The organism is Enterococcus sp. E5-162 (assembly GCF_035725965.1).
GTDB classification, from domain to species: Bacteria; Bacillota; Bacilli; order Lactobacillales; family Enterococcaceae; genus Enterococcus_B; species Enterococcus_B lactis.
In genome coordinates this window covers 170,978-192,512 of record NZ_JAPRFV010000005.1, presented here as the reverse complement: position 1 = coordinate 192,512, position 21,535 = coordinate 170,978, and the positions used below count along the sequence as shown (strand labels likewise).

At 38.5% G+C, this 21,535-nt stretch carries 17 protein-coding genes; 7 read left to right on the top strand and 10 right to left on the bottom strand.

The window, feature by feature from the left end; genetic code table 11:
* Positions 1–9 precede the first annotated feature (9 nt).
* Positions 10–1,539 carry a zinc ABC transporter substrate-binding protein AdcA gene (locus OZZ83_RS07195; protein ID WP_002310785.1) on the bottom strand — a complete coding sequence of 510 codons (1,530 nt, stop codon included), beginning with the start codon at positions 1,537–1,539 and terminating at the stop codon, positions 10–12.
* Positions 1,540–1,787: 248 nt separating this feature from the next.
* Between OZZ83_RS07195 and OZZ83_RS07190 the strand changes: the two genes are divergently transcribed.
* On the top strand, positions 1,788–2,969 hold the full coding sequence (locus OZZ83_RS07190) for an AI-2E family transporter (RefSeq protein ID WP_002293256.1): 1,182 nt from the start codon (positions 1,788–1,790) through the stop codon (positions 2,967–2,969).
* A 60-nt stretch (positions 2,970–3,029) separates the two neighbouring features.
* Here OZZ83_RS07190 and treC read toward each other — a convergent pair whose 3' ends face one another.
* The 3 genes from treC to OZZ83_RS07175 form a co-directional block, all read right to left on the bottom strand.
* The gene (gene treC, locus OZZ83_RS07185; RefSeq protein WP_002314064.1) at positions 3,030–4,658 is read right to left on the bottom strand and encodes an alpha,alpha-phosphotrehalase; all 1,629 of its coding nucleotides are present in this window, start codon (positions 4,656–4,658) and stop codon (positions 3,030–3,032) included.
* 451 nt (positions 4,659–5,109) lie between these two features.
* Positions 5,110–7,821 carry an FtsX-like permease family protein gene (locus tag OZZ83_RS07180; RefSeq protein WP_104846860.1) on the bottom strand — a complete coding sequence of 904 codons (2,712 nt, stop codon included), beginning with the start codon at positions 7,819–7,821 and terminating at the stop codon, positions 5,110–5,112.
* Positions 7,822–7,830: 9 nt separating this feature from the next.
* On the bottom strand, positions 7,831–8,532 hold the full coding sequence (locus tag OZZ83_RS07175) for an ABC transporter ATP-binding protein (RefSeq protein ID WP_002310780.1): 702 nt from the start codon (positions 8,530–8,532) through the stop codon (positions 7,831–7,833).
* A 180-nt stretch (positions 8,533–8,712) separates the two neighbouring features.
* Here OZZ83_RS07175 and OZZ83_RS07170 point away from each other — a divergent pair, with 180 nt between their 5' ends.
* From OZZ83_RS07170 to OZZ83_RS07145, 6 genes are all read left to right on the top strand, one after another.
* Positions 8,713–9,315, top strand: coding sequence for an isochorismatase family protein (locus tag OZZ83_RS07170; RefSeq protein ID WP_002320407.1), 603 nt, complete (start codon positions 8,713–8,715; stop codon positions 9,313–9,315).
* Positions 9,316–9,396: 81 nt separating this feature from the next.
* A complete protein-coding gene (gene rbsR, locus OZZ83_RS07165) occupies positions 9,397–10,410 on the top strand; it encodes a ribose utilization transcriptional repressor RbsR (RefSeq protein ID WP_002310778.1) in 1,014 nt (337 codons plus the stop codon).
* Positions 10,411–10,518: 108 nt separating this feature from the next.
* Positions 10,519–11,442, top strand: coding sequence for a ribokinase (rbsK, locus tag OZZ83_RS07160; protein WP_002310777.1), 924 nt, complete (start codon positions 10,519–10,521; stop codon positions 11,440–11,442).
* 21 nt (positions 11,443–11,463) lie between these two features.
* Positions 11,464–11,859: a D-ribose pyranase gene (rbsD, locus tag OZZ83_RS07155; protein ID WP_278023843.1), complete on the top strand. Its 396-nt coding sequence runs from the start codon at positions 11,464–11,466 to the stop codon at positions 11,857–11,859.
* Positions 11,859–13,232 (top strand): PTS transporter subunit EIIC, encoded by a 1,374-nt coding sequence (locus OZZ83_RS07150; RefSeq protein WP_002316674.1) that lies wholly within the window; start codon positions 11,859–11,861, stop codon positions 13,230–13,232. Before rbsD ends, OZZ83_RS07150 begins: the two co-directional genes overlap by 1 nt.
* A gap of 359 nt (positions 13,233–13,591) precedes the next feature.
* Complete coding sequence (locus tag OZZ83_RS07145) at positions 13,592–15,748, top strand: glucosaminidase domain-containing protein (RefSeq protein ID WP_278023841.1); 2,157 nt, start codon at positions 13,592–13,594, stop codon at positions 15,746–15,748.
* Between the two features lie 47 nt (positions 15,749–15,795).
* On the opposite strand, the gene OZZ83_RS07140 is transcribed toward OZZ83_RS07145, so the two are convergent.
* The 6 genes from OZZ83_RS07140 to OZZ83_RS07115 form a co-directional block, all read right to left on the bottom strand.
* Positions 15,796–16,845 carry an aldose epimerase family protein gene (locus OZZ83_RS07140; RefSeq protein WP_002314061.1) on the bottom strand — a complete coding sequence of 350 codons (1,050 nt, stop codon included), beginning with the start codon at positions 16,843–16,845 and terminating at the stop codon, positions 15,796–15,798.
* A 148-nt stretch (positions 16,846–16,993) separates the two neighbouring features.
* Positions 16,994–18,796, bottom strand: a complete 1,803-nt coding sequence (locus OZZ83_RS07135) for an FtsX-like permease family protein (RefSeq protein WP_002316672.1) — start codon at positions 18,794–18,796, stop codon at positions 16,994–16,996.
* Between the two features lie 13 nt (positions 18,797–18,809).
* The gene (locus tag OZZ83_RS07130) at positions 18,810–19,562 is read right to left on the bottom strand and encodes an ABC transporter ATP-binding protein (protein WP_002314060.1); all 753 of its coding nucleotides are present in this window, start codon (positions 19,560–19,562) and stop codon (positions 18,810–18,812) included.
* A gap of 12 nt (positions 19,563–19,574) precedes the next feature.
* Entirely contained in the window at positions 19,575–19,937 is a 363-nt protein-coding gene (locus OZZ83_RS07125) for a YxeA family protein (RefSeq protein WP_002310770.1), read from the bottom strand.
* A 170-nt stretch (positions 19,938–20,107) separates the two neighbouring features.
* Entirely contained in the window at positions 20,108–20,980 is an 873-nt protein-coding gene (locus tag OZZ83_RS07120) for an SPFH domain-containing protein (RefSeq protein WP_002314059.1), read from the bottom strand.
* 49 nt (positions 20,981–21,029) lie between these two features.
* Positions 21,030–21,518 (bottom strand): DUF5348 domain-containing protein, encoded by a 489-nt coding sequence (locus OZZ83_RS07115; protein WP_002293229.1) that lies wholly within the window; start codon positions 21,516–21,518, stop codon positions 21,030–21,032.
* Between the last annotated feature and the right edge of the window lie 17 nt (positions 21,519–21,535).

The window sequence follows — 21,535 nt, the reverse complement described above, 5'->3', positions numbered from 1 at the left end:
TTTTGCTTCTCAGTGCAAAAGCATTGCCTGTGCAATTTCACGGCCATCCATTGTGTCTGGATAAAATGTTGGCCAATTTTCCATTTCTTTTAGCAATGCCTCTTGACTTTCATTTCCTGCATATAAATGAAAATGTTCGGAGTCAGCCGGTGCAATCGTGTGATCACTGAATTGAATATATCTAAACGCGCCACTTTCCTTATCTTCTGCTTCGAATAGATACCTTACACCACGGTTTCCTGCCTCGTAGGTTAAGATTTCTTTCCCTACATAACGATAATTTGAACGTTTCGTTGCTCCATCCTTAAACGTAAATGCCATCTCTTTCTCACCAATCTTGATTGAAGCAATATCTGTTTGATAGCCCTTCGTATAGTATTCTTTATATTCTTGTGCTGTCTTATCCTGATTCAATTTTTCTTTATATTCAAAAACAGGATCGAATGTCCCATCTTCTACATACGTATCTACTGACTGCCAAGTTCCTGCCCAATCTGAAAGAGAGCGATCTTGTACATCCTCGTCTTCGAAATAACCGTTATAGACGCTCTTTTCTTTTTTGGGAGTCAAAGTATCTTCTAACAGGTTTTCTGTCTCTGTCGTTTTTTTCAACGCTTCGAGGTTGGCTTCCATGATAGAAAGATAGTTTTCTCCATTTTCTATTTGTTCATTCGTCAGCCCCTCCAAAGGATTCAACACTTCTAAAGATACACCTGCTTCGTTTGCTAACGTTCTGGCAATACTATCTTTGGCGTTTTCTTCAAAATAAATATAGTTGATCCCGTGTTCTTTAACAAAGTGTTTCAGTTCAGCGATTCTCGCCGCAGAGGGTTCTTCACTAGAAGAAAGACCAGCAATAGATACTTGATTCAATCCATATTCTAATGCCAGATAGTTGAATGCAGCATGTTGCGTGACAAAAGATCTTTGTTTTGCTTGCTTAAATGTTTCTTGATAAAGCTGATGGAGTGCTTGAAGTTTCTCGGTATAGGCTGCTGCATTTTTTGTCCATACTTCCTGTTTTTCTGGGTAAGCTTCAATCAACTGATCACGTATGCTTGCTACCTGCTTGATTGCTAAACTTGGTGCTAGCCATACATGCGGGTCTAGCTCATGTTCATGTGTATGACCTTCTTCCCCGTGTTCATGGTCATGATCATGTCCTTCTTCACTTCCCGGAAGTAAAAGCATACCTTCTGTCGCCTTTATCGTATGGACGTTGCCTTCTTGTAATGTTTTTTGGATTGTGGGGACCCATGTTTCCATATTTTCATCATTATAAACAAAGATATCTGTATCTTGGATCTTTGCCATGTCTTTAGCAGAAGGTTCATAATCGTGGGAATCAGTCCCTGCTGGAATCAATAATTCTACTTCTCCTTCATCCCCGACGATTGCTTTTGTAAAATCATACATAGGATAAAAGGTCGTCATCACGCTCAATTTTTCCTTACTGTCCCCTGCTTCTCCACTTGCCCCGCAACCAGCTAACATACCTGTTAAAACCAGTGTAGCCAATATACCTATCAGTCGTTTCATTTATAACACTCCTTCTCATCTTCTTTCATTTGAATGTTCCGATTCGCCTCTAACAAATCGTAATAGTTACGTTTTAGCAACAGGATTTAATTTATCATAGGGCTAAAAGAGCTGTCAAGCGTTTTCTTATTTTAATTGAGGAGAACTTTCGTATGGATGATTCACGATATTTTTTCAATCAACTCTATCATTTTCCTTTTATCCCCTCTTTTGTCTATAATAAAGTTATAGACAAAGGAGGAAAATGAGTGAAAAAAGAAACAGATACAACGAATCGTTTGATCCGCTTTTTGGGAGGCAAAACCTCTTACTATGTTTTAGGTATGGTGATCCTGCTGGCACTGATCATTTATTTTTTCCATCAGATTTCATTTATATTCAAGCCTGTTGGGATTATTATCGCTACTATCTTGCCCCCATTATTGTTTGCGCTGATCTTATATTATCTTTTGGAACCAGTCATCAAACGTTTAAGCAAGCACCTTTCGAGGAACCTGTCAGTCATTATTGTTTATGTGATTATTTTATTTTTATTGGGGCTTGGAAGCGTATGGCTTGTTCCTTTTCTTGAAGAACAGACAAAAACATTGATTAGCAGTTTGCCAGATTTATTTCAAGATTTCCAAGAGAGTCTCCGTCAATTTTTGGAGAAAACACCTTTTGCCGATTCATTTAATCAATTTTTTACTTCTATTGATGACGTGACGTCTGATATAGCTGGCTTTATTGGAAATTATTGGGAAAGTGGCGCACAACGGATCAGCAATATTTTTTCAACTGTTACAGCTATTTTCATTACTTTATTTACTGGGCCCATTGTCACTTTTTTTCTTTTGAGAAATCCTCAAAAATTTTATCAGTCAGTTTTAGCGATTGTCCCACCAGCCTTTCGTACAGATTTTAAAAATTTGACAAAGATTGCTAATCAACAATTAGGTTCATTTTTAAAGGGGCAGATCATTGCTTCATTTATCCTTGGAGCAGTCTACTGGGTTTGTTTCTTACTGATCGGATTAGAATTTGCCAGTGTTTTAGCTATTTCTGCTGGGTTATTATGTATTATTCCATATATTGGACCGTTTATCGCTTTTTTCCCGGGTTTGATCATTGCATTCCAAGACTCTACTTTTATGGCTGTCAAATTTGTCATTGTCTGGTTTGCCGTACAGCTTCTCCATGGTGACTTGGTAATTCCTCGAGTAATGGGTGATCGGTTGCAGATCCATCCGATTACGATCTTAATCGTTTTGCTTGTCATGGGTGATCTAATGGGAATTGTGGGCGTTATTTTCGGTATTCCTATCTATACGTTAGTCAAATTACTCGTTACTTTTATTTTCCGTAAATTCAAACAACGCTACAATAAATTTTATGGCGACAAAGGAGAATATGAACACTCTTCATTTTCTGAAGAAGATTATTTTAAATAAAATAAAAAACGTCGATCTCACGAGAATACTCGTAGGATCGGCGTTTTATACTTTTTGGTTTTAGTTTTTTAGTAAAGCAATTGCCTGATATGGTTTTAGCTCCAGATTTTGATGAAGAACAGTATCGGAATAATTATCGATAAGAATATCGGCTTCTGTGAATCCTTCTGGAATGGTGATCCTTGTATCTTTATCATAGAAATTTGTTAATACAAGCAGCTGCTGCCCTTCAAATTGGCGAAGATAGCCATAAACTTGCGGATGATCTGCTCCATAAGCATGATAATCGCCTTGTGCAACGATTGGATATGTTTTTCTCAACCGAATCAATTTCTTATAATAGGACAAAATAGAATCCTCAGAAGATCGTTCTTTCTCTACATTGATCTCTTCTAGCTTACCTGCAACTTTTAACCAAGGTTTTCCTGTAGTAAAGCCTGCTTGTTCTGCATCGGACCATTGCATGGGTGTTCGAGAGTTATCACGAGATTTTGCTTTGATTCGACGGAACGCCTCTTTTTCTGTGAATCCTTGTGCAAGGAGCAACTTGTAAGCATTCAAACTTTCTACGTCAATATAGTCGGAAATTGAGGAATAGTCTGGATCGACCATGCCGATTTCCTCTCCCATATAAATGTATGGTGTTCCACGATTTAAATGGATCATGGTTGCTAGCATCTCTGCTCCTTGTTTTCGATACTGATCGATAGCTACAAACCGATTGAGCGCACGTGGCTGATCATGGTTATTAAAAAATAAAGCATTCCAGCCATTACCATCACTCATCTTTTCTCCCCAAGTATGGAACAGTCGCTTTAATTCTGAAAAATCAAATGGAGGAGTTGACCATTTATTGCCATTTTCATAGTCGACTTTCAAGTGATGAAAATTAAAGACCATTGATAATTCTTCTCTACTAGGTTCTGTATACAAGATACAATTTTCGATCGTCGTAGAGCTCATTTCACCGACTGTGATGATAGTGGAATCCGTCCCAAACGTTGCTTGGTTCAATTCTTTTAGATACGTATGGGTGATTGGTTTATCCGTATATTCAGGTTTACCATCATTTTCTTTATTGTTTTTCAATTGCTCGTCTTTACCGATAACATTGATAACATCGAAACGGAATCCTTTTACCCCTTTTTCCATCCAAAAACGAACTACTTTGAATAATTCCTCTCTTACTGCTTGGTTCCGCCAGTTCAAATCAGCTTGTGTCTGATCATATAAGTGCAGATAATATTTTCCTGTATCTCCAAAGGGCGACCAAGCACTCCCACCAAATTTTGATACCCAGTCCGTTGGTTCTTCTCTTAAAATGAAGAAGTCCTGATAATACTGATCCCCTGCTAGTGCTTTTTTGAACCATTCATGTTCTGTCGAAACATGATTCAATACCATATCGAGCATGACTTCTATTTGGTATTCTTTTGCTTTAGCTATTAGTTGCTCGAATTCTTCCATCGTACCAAAGATAGGATCGATGGCTGTGTAATCAGAGATATCATAACCGTTGTCTTTTTGAGGACTTGGATAAATAGGATTTAGCCAGATCATATCGATCCCTAAATCATTCAAATATGGCAGTTTTTCTTTGATTCCTTTTAAATCTCCAATTCCATCACCATTACTGTCTTTGTAAGATTTGGGATAGATTTGATAAATGACTTTGTCTTTAAATGTCATGGATATTTGCCTCCATTCAACTGATTTCTTACCTATCACAACTTATATATACAAGTTATCATTTATTATTATAACTGAACCGAAAGCGTTTGTAAAATTTATCTTTATACTTCCTAAGAGGGTGTTGTCCAATAAAAAACAAGAGATCAGACATGTATTTGTCTAGTCTCTTGTCTAAAATAGCAAAATGTTCTGGTTTCTTCTATAAATGATGTTCAAAAGCTTGCATCTACGACAATAAGTCCTTTAAAATGAAAAATATGAGGAGCTGTTTTCTTAAATTTCTTCTTATTTCTTGAAGCTGACCACTTCTGTCACAACCTCTTTCTTAAACGGTGTTCAATCAGCTGACCTTCGGTATTAGCTCAACAAACGGCAAAATATGAGGAACTATTTTGCCGTTTGTTTCTCTAATACTCAGGTCAAACCGCTGATTTCACAACCTCGATTTTTATTCATTCGATTTCAACGCATCAATCATATCGATATGCTTTAATTTGAAATGGGTAACAATCATCACAATAACCGTGAATACGATGGTTAATCCTGCTGATAAAACATAAGCCCACCATGTAATCACTAATGGAAAGATGACATTTTCCATAGATGCTTGTTGTAAGATAAAGTCAGTCAATACATATCCTACACCAAATCCTCCAATGATCCCTAAGAGAGTAAAAATGATATTTTCTCGAACAATATACATCGTGACTTCTTTATCAAAAAATCCAAGGACTTTTATCGTAGATAATTCGCGTACACGTTCGGAAATATTGATATTAGTTAGATTATACAAGACGATAAAAGCCAGCAATCCTGACAATACGACAAAGATTAATACAACCGAGTCTAAGTTTGCCATTGATTCTTCTTGCGTTTCGATTTGTTTGGACATGAAAGACGTATTTGTCACAGCGTCTGTAGCAAGCAGTTTCTCGGAAAGCATTTCTTCTTCTTTCGTTGTCATCTTATCTGTACGCACCAAAAATGCATTATCCGTCATCGATTGATCAGTCACTGAAGCGTAATATTCAGGGGACAGATAAATAAAGCTGCCTAGATAGTTTTTCACGATTTCTTTTACTTCGACTTTCCATTCTTTTTGATTTTCATCATAAAGCGATATATGATCTCCTGTAGATAAGTCAAATAGTTCTGCTGCTTTTTGTGTAATAGCGATTCCTGCTTTAGGTAAGGAACGTGGGTTCTCTTCAAGATTTGTTAAATGGATAAAACGATCAAAATCAGCTGTTTTACTCGGTACGATCACTGTCAGACTTTGCGAAGCATGCCCTTTTTTTCTCAATTCTACGGTTTGAGTATGAATAGCTAGGATCTCATTTACTTTTTCTTGCTGCTGCAACATATCCACTGCTTTTTGACGACTCTCTTCCGTGGATGAATCTAATGTAACGATTGCTTGATAGTCAATGATCGGTCCAAATTGTTTGGCTGAGACAGAACTTAGAGAATCTTTCAATCCCACGCCCGCAACCATCAGACCGGCACAGCCAGCAATTCCGATAATCGCCATAAGCATTCTTGACTTGTATCGGAAGAGATTTCGATAACTGATTTTTTGATTAAAGCTAAGGCGTGACCACAGCGGAGTGATGTATTCAAGAAAAATACGTTTCCCTGGCTTCGGTGCTTTCGGCTGAATCAGTGCAGCAGGCCGTTCTCTTAGATCTTTGAACAAAACAATCATTGCAGCGCCAAATGCGGCAATGAAGAATGCGGCAGCTGCTTGTAAAATCGGTGGCCAGTCATAAAAAACAAGGGCACTCCCAATGTCATATCGCTCGTTAGATAGTTCAAAAATGATCCTTGGTAAAAGATTCGTTCCTAATATCGTTCCTAAAACAATGCCTATTCCTGAAGCTAGACTTGCATAGATTGCATATTTTTTTGCGATTTCAACTTTCGTATAACCTAACGCCTTCAATGTTCCTATTTCCCTACGGTTTTCTTCTACCATACGCGTCATTGTCGTAAAAGTGATCAATGCGGCAATAAAGAAAAAGAAGACAGGAAAAACATTGGCGATTGCTGCGATACGTTCAGCCAGATCACCAAATTCTTGAAACCCGACATTTTCTGAACGTTCATTGTATAGGTATGATGGTTTAGTTAAATTTTCAATTTTTTCTACATTTTCGTTCCATTCTTCCTCTGCAGAAGCTAGTTCTCGTTCTTTCTCAACTAACTGCCTTTCTTGATCAGCGAGTTGAGCTTCTTGTTGAGACAAAGTTTGTACAGCGATTGTCCGTTGCGCTTCAGGAAGCTGCTGGATAGCTGCTGACTGCTGCGCTACCTGTTTTTTAGCATCTTCTAACTGTGTTCTTCCCTGCGCTATTTGTGCTTTGCCTTCTGTTATTTTTTGCTGTGCTGGTTCTAATTCTTCGTTTGCCGATTTTTTCAGCTCTTCTAAGCGTTCTTCGGGTCGATCTTGTAAATACTTTTCTGCCTTTTCTTGATTTTGCTCCATTTTATCTTTGTAAGCTTTGCTGTACGTATTCAAATTCTTTACGTTCGTAAAATCAAGATATAAGACAGAATAAATATCCGACTTGAAATTGGATTCAGGCAAATAGACAAAATAATCAACGCTACCATTTCCGACATTCGCGTATCCTCTCTCCAAATTGTTGATGAACAATGGAGAACGGACAAAGCCAGTGATGGTATACTCTTTTTCTTTCAATTCATCTGAATCAATCTGATAGACATCTCCGATTTTATACCCTGCATTCTCCGCTTTTTCATCTAATAAAAGTTGGTTGGGTTTTTCCGGGCGTTTTCCATCAATTAATTGTAGCTTGTTCTGCCTGCTATTTTTGTTATAAGAAAAGATTTGGATCACTTCATTTTTTCCAGTATTGGAATAATAGATCTGTTTTCCTGTTTCTACTTTTGCATCTGGGATCTTTTCTGCTTGAGCGATATCTTTTTGTGTCAAACCACCAGTAGAAACGATTTGCAAATCAGAAAGTCCTGCTGTACCAACATAGTGGTCCATCGTTTTTTGCATGACAGGTCCAGCAGTTTTGACACCTACAAATAAAAGTGTTCCTAGCATGACAATAAGGATGATTGCAATGAACCGCCCTTTAGATTGCCGGATTTCGCGAAAACCTGCTTTAAGATATGTTTTTGTTTTCATAAAATCCTCCTACCATACAATCTCATCAATGGATGAAGGATGCTCATTCAATTCCACTGACCTTACTTTTGCATCATTGATGTGGATGACTCTATCAGCGATGGGCGCTAAAGCAGAATTATGTGTAATGATCAAAACAGTATTGCCATGTTGTCTGCTAGCATTTTGCAATAATTTCAATACTTGCTTTCCTGTTTCAAAATCCAGTGCACCTGTCGGCTCATCACATAAAAGCAGTTTAGGGTTTTTGGCTAATGCTCGAGCAATGGAAACCCTCTGCTGTTCGCCTCCTGATAATTGGGACGGAAAGTTATTCAATCGATGAGCTAGGCCCACTTGCGTCAATACTTCTACAGGATCAAGCGCATCAGGGGAAACTTCCGTTGCCAATTCCACATTTTCTTTTGCTGTTAGATTAGGAACGAGATTGTAGAATTGGAAGACGAACCCTACATCTGTTCGTCGGTAAGCAGTAAGCTGCTTGTCTGAAAATTGCGCAATATCTGTGTTATCAATAATGATCTGTCCTTCATCAGGTGTGTCCATCCCACCTAAAATATTAAGAATCGTTGACTTTCCCGCTCCACTTGGGCCAAGTATAATCACTAATTCGCCTTTTTCAATTGAAAAAGAAATATCGTCATTTGCTGTAATGGTCGTTTCTCCCATCTTGTATCGTTTGTATTCATTTTTTACTTCGACATACTTCACGCTGATTCCTCCATTTTCACGATATTTCTCGCTTTATCTATGCATCGAATACGTTTTCTCACACTTATTTTACCATTGAATTTCTCTAGACTAAAGAAAGGAATTCTTTATTTAGTTGACAAATAAACGATTTATGATTTACTTACATAAAAAACATTGTTATTTGAAAGAAGGAACATCATGAATGATTTAAAGGAAAATATGATTTTTGATTTATCAAAAACTGCTTTTGTCGCGATCGACATGCAAAAAGGGATCGTAAATAACGGTACACTCTCTCCACACACTGCAGCATCTATTCTGACAAACAATGATTTGTTAGCAAAAGCATTGAAACATACCGTTGCCTTGAAAGTTTTAGTGAATGTAGACATCTCCACTTTCCCTTATTTGAGTCAACAAACTGATATGGGTGGAATGACTGCTGCTTCTGTACCTCCAGAATTCACTGATTTACTTTTGAAGGATTCTTTGAAAGATACAGACAATATGTTGACTATCACAAAATACAATCCAAGTGCTTTTTTTGGTACTTCTCTTGATCTTCAACTTCGTCGTCGTGGAATTGAAACCATCATTTTAAGCGGTGTAGCGACAACAAACGGTGTATACGCTACTGCATTGGATGCCTTCCAACACGGGTATCATGTCGTACTTGCTGAAGATGCTTGTAGTGATCGCGACAAAGAATCGCATCAATTGTTCATAAACAAGATATTTCCGAAAACTGCACGAGTACGTTCAACGAAACAAATAATCGAAGCGATCCAACAAAGTAAATAGGGTACTAGCGTATATGATTTTCATTTACTTCTTTTTGATTTCATGGGAAAATAACCACAGGATTTAGATAGGAGTATGAACATGGTGAAAAAAAAGATCACAATCAAAGAAGTCGCTAAACTTTCCGGCGTTTCAATCACAACTGTCTCCTTGATATTAAATGGAAATACGGAGAAATTCAGTCCGAAAACCGTTCAGAAAGTTTTAGCTGCTAAAGAAGAATTAGGTTATCAACCTGATTATTTTGCTAGACAAATGATTACCAAGGAAACGAAAACGATTGGCGTACTCGTTCCTGATATCACGAATCCATTCTTCAGTACATTGATGCGAGGAATTGAAGATATCTTGTACAATCAGAACTTCGTCACGATATTATGTAATGCTGATTCTGATCATCAAAAAGAAATCGAGTACCTAGCCGAACTCACACGTCGAGGTGTGGATGGATTCATTATCGCGACTTCTGCTGTCTCTACAGATGCAATCAACGAAAATTTGAAAAAACAAGGCCGGCCCTTCATTGTTTTGGATCAAAAAAAATCTGAAGGATTTAGTGATGCCGTACGAACAGACGATTTTCGCGGTGGTTATCTGGCAGGTATGCACCTGCTTAGTCTAGGACATCAAACGATCGCCCTTATCTATCCTGAAAATCTGCCAGAAAATGTCCACGCTCGAATTGATGGGTTTAAATCTGCTCTTGATGTTTACCAAATCCCTCACGACCGTCTGATCCTCTTGCCTACACAGTTCTCAAAACAAGGCGGCTACCAAATCACAGCCAAACTTCTTGATTCTGCTGCAACTGGTGTGTTTGCTTTAAATGATGAATTAGCTTTTGGATTATATCGCGGATTAGAGGAAGCTGGAAAAAGCATCCCAGAAGACTATAGCATTATTGGCTATGATAATATAGACATGTGCGAATATATCAAGCCAAAACTGACGACGATCGCACAACCAATCTTCGAATTGGGGCAAACATCTGCCCAATTATTGTTAGATCGAATCCAATTCCCAGAAAAAGAGTGGGAAGAAAAACGGCTACCTGTACGACTAGAAAAAAGATTTTCGACTGCACCCTTGAAATAGCTTTCAAGGTGTGCTATATTTTTATCGAACTATTAAAACGTTTTACTAAAACGTTTTAAAAAATAATTCTTCCCATCAAAATGAATGAGATAGTTGGAGGTTTGTGAAATGAACACGGTTACAGTAATTGGAAGTATTAATATGGACACTACCCTTCGTTTAACCAAAATGCCAAAACCAGGAGAAACGATGCATGCACATGAGATTTTTCACGCTGGCGGAGGCAAAGGCGCCAACCAAGCAGTGGCAGCCAAACGTTCAGGCGCACGAACATCTTTTATTGGAGGTGTTGGAACTGACAGTGAAGGACAGCAATTGTTGGATCTACTGACGAAAGAAAATATCGATACATCTGGAATTGCTGAAATTGAGGGCGCCGCAACCGGACAAGCAATGATTATGGTGGACGCAGCAGGAGAAAACAGTATCTTGATTCATGCAGGCGCAAATAATGCTTTCCATGAACAAGAAGTTCGAAAGAACAAAGAATTGATTACAAACAGTGACTTTATTATTGCTCAATTCGAAAGTAGTTTAGATGCGACGATCCTAGCTTTTTCTATTGCAAAAGACGCAGGAAAAACAACGATCCTGAATCCTGCACCAGCTAGAGAAACCATTCCTACTGAACTACTCGAAAAGACAGATATCATTATACCAAATGAGACAGAAACAGAAATTATTACAGGAATCAGAGTTACAGACCATGACAGTTTGGTCGCAGCAGCTGAAAAAATGCATGAATTAGGCATCGGAACAGTAATCATTACATTGGGTAGTACCGGTGCTTTCTACCACACAGAAAAAGAACAAGGTATCGTCCCTGCTTTTAAAGTAGATGCTATCGATACGACAGCCGCAGGTGATACATTTATTGGGGCATTGAGTAGCACACTTCAGCCAGATCTTGGTAATTTGAAAGAAGCGATCCTTTATGGAAATCTAGCCTCTTCTATTGCCGTACAGTCTTATGGTGCGCAACCTTCTATCCCTTACCGTGAAGCTTTAGAACAATCAGCAGTCATAAATTAACAACGAGAGGAAGAAACAAACATGAAAAAAGGAAAAGTAATCAATTCAGATATTTCACGAGTAATCGCGCAAATGGGACACTTTGACAAATTAAGTATCGGGGACGCAGGCATGCCTGTTCCCTTTGGTACTGAAAAAATAGATTTAGCTGTTTCAAATGGACTTCCAAGTTTTTTATCTGTTTTAGAAAACGTTTTAGAAGAACTTGAAGTACAATCCATTGAATTGGCGGAAGAAATAAAGACAATGAATCCGGAAATATTGGAAAAAATCAAATTACTGTTACCAGATACACCGATTAGCTTTATCCCACATGAAGAAATGAAAAAAGACTTGAATAACTGCCATGCATTTATTCGTACAGGCGAGATGACACCTTATGCCAATATTATGTTAGTGAGTGGAGTGGTCTTCTAATGGAAACGACAATGAATCCTGAACAGATGGTACTGTCCGAACAGATTCATCTGCTGATTGATCAGTTAGGGGGAAAAGACAATATTGATTCTGTCCTCCCATGTGCGACTCGGCTTCGTATCAAATTACAAAAACAGCCAGCAGCAAATGTAGAAAAATTAAAGCAGCAAATCCCTTCTATCAAATATTTCATTTTACTCGATAGATATGCAGAAGTAATTATGGATCAGGGATTGGCCCCTGCTTATAAGGAATTGACACGTCAAATCGATCATTCAGCTCCGAAAGAAAAGTTAAATCCGATCGAAAAACTATTTGGTTTGATATCGGAAATCTTTACGCCAATCATTCCCCTATTTGCCGGTTCTGGTATATTAAAAGGTCTGGTTGTTTTAGCAACTACGATTGGCTGGCTTAGTGAAACGAGCGGGACTTATCATATTTTGTCTGCCGCGTCGAATGCTGTCTTTTATTTTCTGCCCATCTTTCTCGCTTTTTCTGCCGCCAAAACGTTTAAAGTGAATGGATATATCGCGGCTGTCATTGCTGCAGCGCTGATTGAGCCAAATTTGACCTCTTTACTTTCAGATAGTGGAAAAGCAGCTACTGATTTTCTGGGGATCCCTGTAGTACTGATGCAGTACACGTCTACTGTCATGCCGGCGATTTTAGGTATTTTCTTTTATTCTTTTGTCGAAAGATTCCTTAAAAAATATATTCGCGAAAACATGCAATTAGTATTTGTACCTTTACTTTCATTAGTCATCACGGTTCCTTTGACATTAATGGTCTTCGGACCTGCCGGTGTTTATCTTGGTGAAGGCTTAGCTGCAGCAATTACTTGGATGATGGATATTAACGGTCCAATCAGTGGAGCAATCATCGCTGGAGGCTGGAACATTTTGGTGATATTTGGTATCCAATGGGCTGTAAATCCTGTCATGATCAGCAATATCTCAGCTTATGGGTTCGACCGTATCGTTCCGTTGACAGGAGCAGCTAATTTTGGAATGGCTGGTGCAGCTTTAGGGGTATTCCTACGAAGTAAACGTTCAAAAACACGTTCGATCTCCGGTTCTGCTTTCGCTTCGATTTTACTTGCGGGAGTGACCGAGCCTACTGTTTACGGAATCGCGATTCCATTGAAAAAACCATTTGTTGCTGCTTGCATCGGTGCAGCTGCTGGTGGAGCTGTCATGGGATTTGCTCAAGTGAAAGCGATCGCTTTTGTATTTGGTAGTCTGACCACATTGCCAGCCTTTATTTCCGGTACTTTTTTCTGGTACTTAGCAGGATTGGCTGTTAGTCTAGTCGTAGCAATGATCACCACCCTTGTTAGCGGGTTTGATGAAGACCTGATGTCTTACGAATAATGAACGAAAAAAGACTGAAGTATGAGATGCTTATCACATATTTCAGTTTTTTTCTTTTTTAGGATCGTTATTTTTATAAATTTTTTGTGATACTCTCCAATCTTTGGTATAATTTACATATGCATGACCATTTTTATCCCCACTTGTTTATCCCCAAACAAAGATGGTTTATGCAATAAAATGAACATCAAACCACAACGAATGACTGCTCGTTGCTTTTTTACAACTTGTTTTATTTAGAATACTCAAGCAGATTCATGGAATGAAAAAGCTTTTCGACACGATTATCTGTTCAAACGAATAACTTATGAATGCTGAATAAAACAGAAAATCAATGAAAGGAAAAGGACTAGTTTATTATGAAAAACAAAAAAACGATGCGTTTGCTAGCTGCTACTTGGCTGATTGCTCCTACTGTTTTGTCGACTAATGCCGTATTTGCTGTAGATAATCAAACAACCGATCAAACAGTCACAACAGGTACATCTACTTCCAGCTCAGCTACTAGCGAAACAACGGATTCTTCTGCAGAAGGCACAACCGGAACAACTGACTCATCAACAGAATCGACCGAACCAACTGATCCGGCTGATCCATCAGAAAATGAAAAGCCAGCCGAGACATATACCCTTACGATTGCTCCTTCTTTGATTGGGAAGATCCAACTAACTGCTTCGTCAGAGGATACCGCTGAACAGCAACCTTTGAATATCACAGAAAGCGGAACGGTAGAAGGTTTATCAGCAGGAATGAAGGTGACTTACACTATTACGCCAGCTGAAGGTGAACAAATTGCTTCAGTCGCTGTGAATGGTGCTAAAGAAGTGAACTATGAGGCAAAGACTTTTACAGTAGGTACGAACAATTTATCTATTACTGCAGAATTTGAACCTGTACCGGATACTTCAACAGAGGAACCAACTGATCCTAGTGAAGAAGTCCCTAGTACACCAGATCCGGAAACGCCAAATAAACCAGATGAGGGTAATAACAACAATAGCAACAATAACAACAATAATAATGGTTCAAATAATTCAAACAATAATAACAATAATTCGAACAGCGGGAATTCTTCGAATCAAACAAACCCATCTGGATCGAATAACAATGGAAATACTCAGAGAGAACCAAACCATCCAAACAATGGTTCATCGAATGGCGGAACAAACAATGCTTCGTCTCGTCCAAATACAGCAAATCAAAGCAGTATAGAGAATCCATCTTCTGCTTCTTCTGATTTTGTTGTAAAATCACCAATTGATGCTGTATTGCCTACAAATGCAACGAATGTCCAACAAGCAATCGTTCGAGAAGCATTCAAGCATCTTGGAAAACCATACGTATGGGGAGCAAAAGGTCCAAATACTTTTGACTGTTCTGGTTTGACTTATTACGTATATATGAAAGCAACCGGTCATTATATCGGTGGCTGGACAGGCGAACAGCAATATGCAGGTACGCAGATTCCAATAAGTCAGGCCCAACCTGGCGATCTCGTCTTCTGGGGACCTTCTTCCGGTGTTACTCACCATGTAGGTATCTATATTGGGAACGGACAATTTATCCATGCGCCCCAACCAGGAGATAAAGTTCGAGTAACTTCTATTTCAGATTTCACGCCTGATTTTGCTGTCCGAGTAAACTTAGCAGGTTTACCTGCTGCTTCAGGTTCGCTGACAGGCGGCTCATCTATTTTAGATGGATTAGATGGCTCGTTCCATTTCAGTCAAAACCAAACAACTGATCAGTTCCTGAAAAAGATTGCAGATGATGCACAGGAAATCGGCCAAAAAGAAGGAATCTACGCATCAGTCATGATGGCTCAAGCTATCCTTGAAAGTGGATCTGGAAACAGCTTATTATCAAGCGAACCAAATCATAACCTTTTTGGTATCAAAGGATCGTATAAAGGAAGCAGCGTGACCTTCAATACACTTGAACAAGATAGTTCGGGACAAAGCTACCAAATCCGCGCCCAATTCCGTAAGTATCCTTCTTACAAGGAAAGTTTGGAAGACTATGCCGACTTGATCAAAAATGGACTGACTGGCAATCCTGACTTCTACAAACCAACTTGGAAGTCGGAAACAAAAGACTACAAAGAAGCAACCAAATATTTGGAAGGACGTTATGCTACAGATCGCCAATATTCACAAAAATTGAACGCGATCATCGAAGCGTACGACCTGACAAAATATGACGAACCGAAAAAAGAAGCAGCAACAACTGAAGAAGCAAGCACTGAAATCCTCCATATGTCTAAGCGATTCGATGTGCCAATCAAATGGACAACAGATGGCGTGCCAATCACAGGATTAGAATTTTCAACGATAAAACGCGTCAACAATGCTGCTTCCATCTTCCGTGTCGCTTCAATCTGGGATTTGTGGAACACTTTCACGGCAAGACAGATACCAGAAACAACTACTCGTACAGTTAAAGCTGCAACTGTTCCGGTACTAACTTTGTTAAGTTTAGACAAATCATTCTGGCTTGATCTGCCTTTAAAGAAATAGAATAAATAAAAAAGGGCGTGTGACAGTGTCACATTCCCTTTTTTAATTTACTCTATTTCTTTATATTTATTTATTTTGTATTCCGTTACAAATTCGCGTACTTGGTTAGGTTCCAGAGTGACATCTCCAAAGCTTTCAAGCCGCTCCGCACCTGGCAATTCTTGAGTCTCAAATGTGATACCGCCATGATTTACTAATTTCTTCCCACGCATTTTTGGCCCATCTTCTCCAAAATTTGCGGTAAAAATCACGATTCCCGAAGCATCCGTTTTTACTTGGATTGATACTTTTTCATCAGGGCTCGTCAATTCCGCTGCCTTTAGCAGATCGGGTTGTTTTTTCAATAAAAATGGATGATCGATACCGCCTACCATCATTGATTGGCGAAAATCACTGGCGAATACCTCACCTAATTTTTTAGGATGTTGAAAGTCAAATGCTGTACCGCTTACTGAAACCACTTCTCCTGTAGGCGTCGTATCTTTATTGAGCGTAGCGAATAATCGGCTGTTCAACCAAAGCGTATGTTCGTCGATTGGCTGTGCTGGATCACCAGTTAAATTGAAATAAACATGATTTGTCGGATTGAATACCGTTTTCCGGTCACTGATCCCTTGGACTGTCACTCGCCATGTATCATCATTCGTCAGTGTATACCGTACTTCTACGTCTAACGTGCCAGGAAATCCATTTTCCATGTCTGGACTAGTCTGATAGAAAATGACCGAGGATTCGTTTTCACCATTAATAACTGTATAATGCCACTGCTTGGCTTCAAAGCTAGGTGCACCGCCATGTAAACAATGTCCAGTATCTGGATCTGTTTTTACTTTGAATGTTTCATCATCTAATTTGAATGTGCCATCCGTGATCCGTCCAGCCATACGTCCGATTGAAGCTCCAATATAAGGGTCTTTTTCCAGATATTCTTTTGCTTCATCAAAGCCTAGAACCAACTCTCGTTTTTCATTATCGATCATTGTTTGAAAATGGACGACTCGTGCACCTAGATCACTGACAGACAAAGATGTCCCATTTTGATTCGTGATCGTGATCAAGTGATAGTTTCCGCCAAAATTTTGTTCATTGATTTCCATGTTCCTTGCAACCTCTTTTCTTTCATTTGTACTGATTCCAGTATACATGGAAACCGCTTTCTTAACAGCTTATTCCGTGAGTAACGAGAAAAAATTTACTATATTCTAATAAAAGACCGAGAAAAAAAAGGTTGCGACAAAAATATTGTCACAACCTCTTTTTCAATACGATTCCAGTATACAACCATGTCGTCAGTACATAGTAGATGAAATACAATACGAAGAAGATCGTAAATGGCACCCAAATATCTTTGTATGGATTTTGCATGAATAGACCAAACATTTGTAATCCGAATAAGACATGGACTACACCTAAGATTCCTGGTGCTAAGAATAACACACCTACTTCTCTACGGATCGATTGTTTAAGCAATCCGCGTCGTGTTCCTATCTTTTCAAGCATTTCATAACGAGCGATGTCACTCTTGCTTCCTGACAAGATCTTGAACATCAAACAGCTAGCAAGCATAGTCAAGAAAGCTAAACCTAAGAAGAATCCCATAAATTCAAAACCAGAGAATAGACTATTATATCCTTCATACATTTCATACTTCTGGTTACTGTACTCTACTTTTTGCAAAGATGGATTGTTCGTTTTATTTTGTGTAGCAAGTGCTTTGATTGGTTCCAAGTTTGCTTGGAAGTCTTTGACCTGAACTAGCTGTAAAGTGGATTGTGGCAAGCTCAGTTGATCAAATTCCGATTGACTGACTACCTTGATTTCTTTTTCTTGTTGCTCAGGCAATTCATAGCCACGAAGCTCATCTTGTACAGTCAGTTCATTCATTTTTTCAGCAGGAACTTTTTCTTTCGTGATTTTTGGCGGTGTTCCATCTTCATATTTTATCATAATCAATGGTTGAGCCACAAATTCACTTGCATTATAGTAAATCGTTCCCGCATCTTCTTTTTGAGTATAAGAAGCAGAAAGTGTTGGTGATAGTTCTTTGATTTTTTGCTGATCTTCTGCCCGAGGATTATTCATCACTAGGTCATAACCAGCAGCATTTTCCGTCATTTCCGAAATTTCATTTCTAAATCCTAGACCTACTGTCAAAGCACCAAGTGCTAAAGCAAACAGCATAGCAACCATGGAGAGCATTTGTGTATATTCACGAATACGAAAACTTAACTGTGACAATGTGAAATTGTTCAATTTTTTCAATGAAATCTGTTCTGATTTCTTTAGTAATGATAAGAAGAAAATGATCACAGAGTGGAAAATGAAATAAGTTCCTAACACGATCGTGACTAGAGCTACTCCCATACCAAAAACTTGATAGGTCTTCACGTGCTTCATCATATAATAACCGCAGCCTAGAAAAGCAATCCCAAGTACTACTTCAAGGAAGAACAAGAATTTATGCTGCTTGATTCTTGTTGGTGTCTGATCCGCACGAATCAATGCTAAAATCGGTTTTTTGACAATCGAAAAAGCATTAACAATAGCTGCTAATAAAAACAAAATAGCAAAAAACAAAACGGTGATCAACAACCCATGAATGCTAAAAGGTGTAAAATGCGAAATATTGATATCTAACTGATCCACTAATAATTGGTGGACAATACTTGTCAATCCTACACCGACAGCTGAACCCACTAAAGTAGCCGCGATCCCTACTACGAATGTTTCAGAAAAAATCATCTGTGCGATTTTTCTGCCTTTTGCTCCTAGCATCATAAACATGGCATAATCTTTTTGCCGCATCGTCATCAAAAAGGAATTCGCATACAAAATATAAACGAAGGTAATGATCCCTAGTAAAACAGAACCTAGTCGGAAAATGATAACTGTAGCTGCAACGATCGTATTACTTTTCAAAAAGGCTTCGTTGCTCGCCATTGATTCAAACATGTAAAAAATAGCAGATGCCATAACTAATCCTGAGAATAATACCAAGTAATCTCTTAAACGGCTCTTGATCCCAGTAAGTGATAATTTCCAAAGCATAGTCAATCTCCCCCTACTGTTCCAAGTTTCCAAGAATAGATAGTATTTCCCGATAGAAGGAATCCCGGCTTTGATCTCCACGTTTCACTTCTTGATGGATACCGCCATCCTTGATGAATAAAATACGTTGGCAATAACTTGCAGAAAACGGATCATGTGTCACTAGAAGAATCGATACATGATCTTTTGTATTCAATTCGTCCATCGTATCTAAAAGATCACGGGCACTTTTAGAATCCAGCGCACCTGTAGGCTCATCGCCTAATAAAATCGTTGGTTGGGTGATCAACGCACGTGCGGCAGCGACCCGTTGTTTTTGTCCACCGGAAATCTCAGAAGGATAGCTTTCCAAAATATGAGCAATCGATAAACGTTCTGCAATTTTTTGGACACGTTGCTTGATTTCTTTTGGTCTGACACCTTGTAAAGAAAGAGGAACAGCGATATTTTCTTGTGCTGTCAAACTTTCTAATAAATTGAAATCTTGGAAAATAAAGCCGATTTCATTCGCACGAAAATCTGCTAGTTGATTTCCTTTTAATGTCGTCACATCTTTTTGATTGATTCGGATATGTCCATTTGTTGGTTTGTCTAATGTGGATAAAATATTCAAAAGTGTTGATTTACCTGAACCGGAAGCCCCCATGATGCCAATAAATTCACCTTTTTCTACATCGAAGCTGATGCCGCTTAATGCTTGCGTCTTTTTCTCATTGTTTTTCCCGTATACTTTTGTTACATTCTGTACTTCGACTATTTTGTTCATTTCTTTCTTTCCCTACCCTTTAATTAGTTTTTCTAGTGCTGTTTTCGGCACATCTTTTTTTTCGACTTCTTCATATGAAGTGACACCTTTCTTTTTATTCCAGGTGATTTTTAAATATGCTCCTTTACGAAGCGGTCGAGTTAATTGCCCATTGAAATCTAGTTCTTTTTCCTTACCCTCTTTTGTATAACCAGGCAGGATATATCTATAGTTGACTGTTTCTTGTCCAGAGTCTGCTTTGGATACTGTTTTTGCACCATCTGTCGTAATCTGTACATAGTATTCTTCTCCGCCCATCACTACGTAATCTGCGATTTTCACCCCTGCAAGTGCCACAACGATGAAAACAAGTAGTCCGATCAGAAGTTTTTTCACTTTTTTTCCTTCTCTCTTACTTTATATATTGATTATAGAAAAAAAACGAACAATTCTGCCTTCGAATCATCTATCATTCTTCTTTCAATTTTGTCATTTTCTTTAAACAACTAAAAAAGAGTTTAAGACAATCGTCCTAAACTCCTTCTTCCTATTTTACAAAAAGTATGTCACTTACGTTCTTTCATGTCGCCTGTATTGATAACGGGTTGCGTTCCTTTGTCTGTAATGATTGAGACAAGTAAATTATTGATTAATTGGACTTTCCGGTCATCGGTGAAATTGATTTCTTGTCCTTCTTCGATTTGCTCCAAAGCCATTTGAGTGATCGTGACAGCTCCTTCAACAATGGTTTGTCGAGCAGACAAAATAGCTCTTGCTTGTTGACGTTGCAGCATGGCGCTGGCGATTTCTGTTGCATAGGCTAAATGGTTCAAACGTGTTTCGATTACTTCGACACCTGCTACTGCTAAACGCTCTTGCAACTCCTTTTTCAACTCGTCAGACACTGCCGTAGTGTTTCCTCGAAGCGTTAAATCATCATCATTGAAGGTATCATACGGATATTGGCTAGCGATATGCCGGATGGCCGTCTCACTTTGGATTTCTACAAAATCTTGATAATACGCTACATCGAATAATGCCTTTGCTGTATCAATGACTTTAAACACGACTACCGCTGAGATTTCGATGGGGTTTCCGTCTAAATCATTGACTTTTAAAACAGAACTGTTGAAATTCCGAACTTTCAACGAAACAGTCATTTTTTGTGCCAAAGGGATCGTAAGGAAAAAGCCATTTTCCCGGATCGTACCTAAATATTGTCCAAAAAACAAAATCACTTTTGCTTGATTAGGACTGACTACAGTTGCCGAACTTAGCAACAGTAACGCGATCAACCAAAGAAAAATACTTAAAAATAGTGCCCAAACTTTCGCTTGCCACATGCCTAAATAGAAGAAAAATAAACCAACTAAAGCTAATACGACCAAACCGACGATTCCTGCATAACCATTGATATAAATTGCTCTTTTTTCTCTCATTCTACTTTCTGCGCTCCTTTATCCTTCAATAAATATATAGCGTTGCTTTTTAATCCTTTTTTCGAATTCGCGCCATTGCACCTTCTAGTTCCAAATCTTTGTCTTCAGTGATGTACCAACCGCTTGCCTGTGTTCCTCCGGCTGCTTGCGGCAAATAATCCAATCTTGTTCGAACCCAGTGTTTTTCTTCTGTAAAATAGTCTTCTACCAAGATTTCTAGATCCATCCCTGCTGAAAGAGGCAAATCTTCCCGAACAGATTTAAAGATAAATCGTTCCTTCTCCCCATCATACTTCAATATTCCTGTATCGATAATCGGTAAAGAATAATAGTCCAGTTCTTTCTTCACCGTCAATAAATGTTTGAAAACTTCATGGTATACTTGCTCTAATTGACGACCTTCTGAATTGTTCGGATAGTTGACCATCACTTTTTCTTTATCTGGATCATAGAAGGTTTGACTTAGTTGAGTGATATAAGTATGTAATCTTTCCATTTCTGTTTTTAACTTTTCTCTTTGACCTTCTTCTGCCTTCATATACTTTTTCACCCTGT

Excerpts from the sequence above, each read along its gene's own strand:
- OZZ83_RS07170 (WP_002320407.1), top strand. The coding sequence starts at position 8,713 with ATGAATGATTTAAAGGAAAATATGATTTTTGATTTATCAAAAACTGCT.
- rbsD (WP_278023843.1), top strand. The coding sequence starts at position 11,464 with ATGAAAAAAGGAAAAGTAATCAATTCAGATATTTCACGAGTAATCGCG.
- OZZ83_RS07120 (WP_002314059.1), bottom strand. The coding sequence starts at position 20,980 with ATGAGAGAAAAAAGAGCAATTTATATCAATGGTTATGCAGGAATCGTC.
- OZZ83_RS07115 (WP_002293229.1), bottom strand. The coding sequence starts at position 21,518 with ATGAAGGCAGAAGAAGGTCAAAGAGAAAAGTTAAAAACAGAAATGGAA.
- rbsK (WP_002310777.1), top strand. The coding sequence starts at position 10,519 with ATGAACACGGTTACAGTAATTGGAAGTATTAATATGGACACTACCCTT.
- OZZ83_RS07130 (WP_002314060.1), bottom strand. The coding sequence starts at position 19,562 with ATGAACAAAATAGTCGAAGTACAGAATGTAACAAAAGTATACGGGAAA.
- OZZ83_RS07150 (WP_002316674.1), top strand. The coding sequence starts at position 11,859 with ATGGAAACGACAATGAATCCTGAACAGATGGTACTGTCCGAACAGATT.
- OZZ83_RS07180 (WP_104846860.1), bottom strand. The coding sequence starts at position 7,821 with ATGAAAACAAAAACATATCTTAAAGCAGGTTTTCGCGAAATCCGGCAA.
- OZZ83_RS07135 (WP_002316672.1), bottom strand. The coding sequence starts at position 18,796 with ATGCTTTGGAAATTATCACTTACTGGGATCAAGAGCCGTTTAAGAGAT.
- OZZ83_RS07140 (WP_002314061.1), bottom strand. The coding sequence starts at position 16,845 with ATGGAAATCAATGAACAAAATTTTGGCGGAAACTATCACTTGATCACG.
- OZZ83_RS07195 (WP_002310785.1), bottom strand. The coding sequence starts at position 1,539 with ATGAAACGACTGATAGGTATATTGGCTACACTGGTTTTAACAGGTATG.
- rbsR (WP_002310778.1), top strand. The coding sequence starts at position 9,397 with ATGGTGAAAAAAAAGATCACAATCAAAGAAGTCGCTAAACTTTCCGGC.
- OZZ83_RS07145 (WP_278023841.1), top strand. The coding sequence starts at position 13,592 with ATGAAAAACAAAAAAACGATGCGTTTGCTAGCTGCTACTTGGCTGATT.
- treC (WP_002314064.1), bottom strand. The coding sequence starts at position 4,658 with ATGACATTTAAAGACAAAGTCATTTATCAAATCTATCCCAAATCTTAC.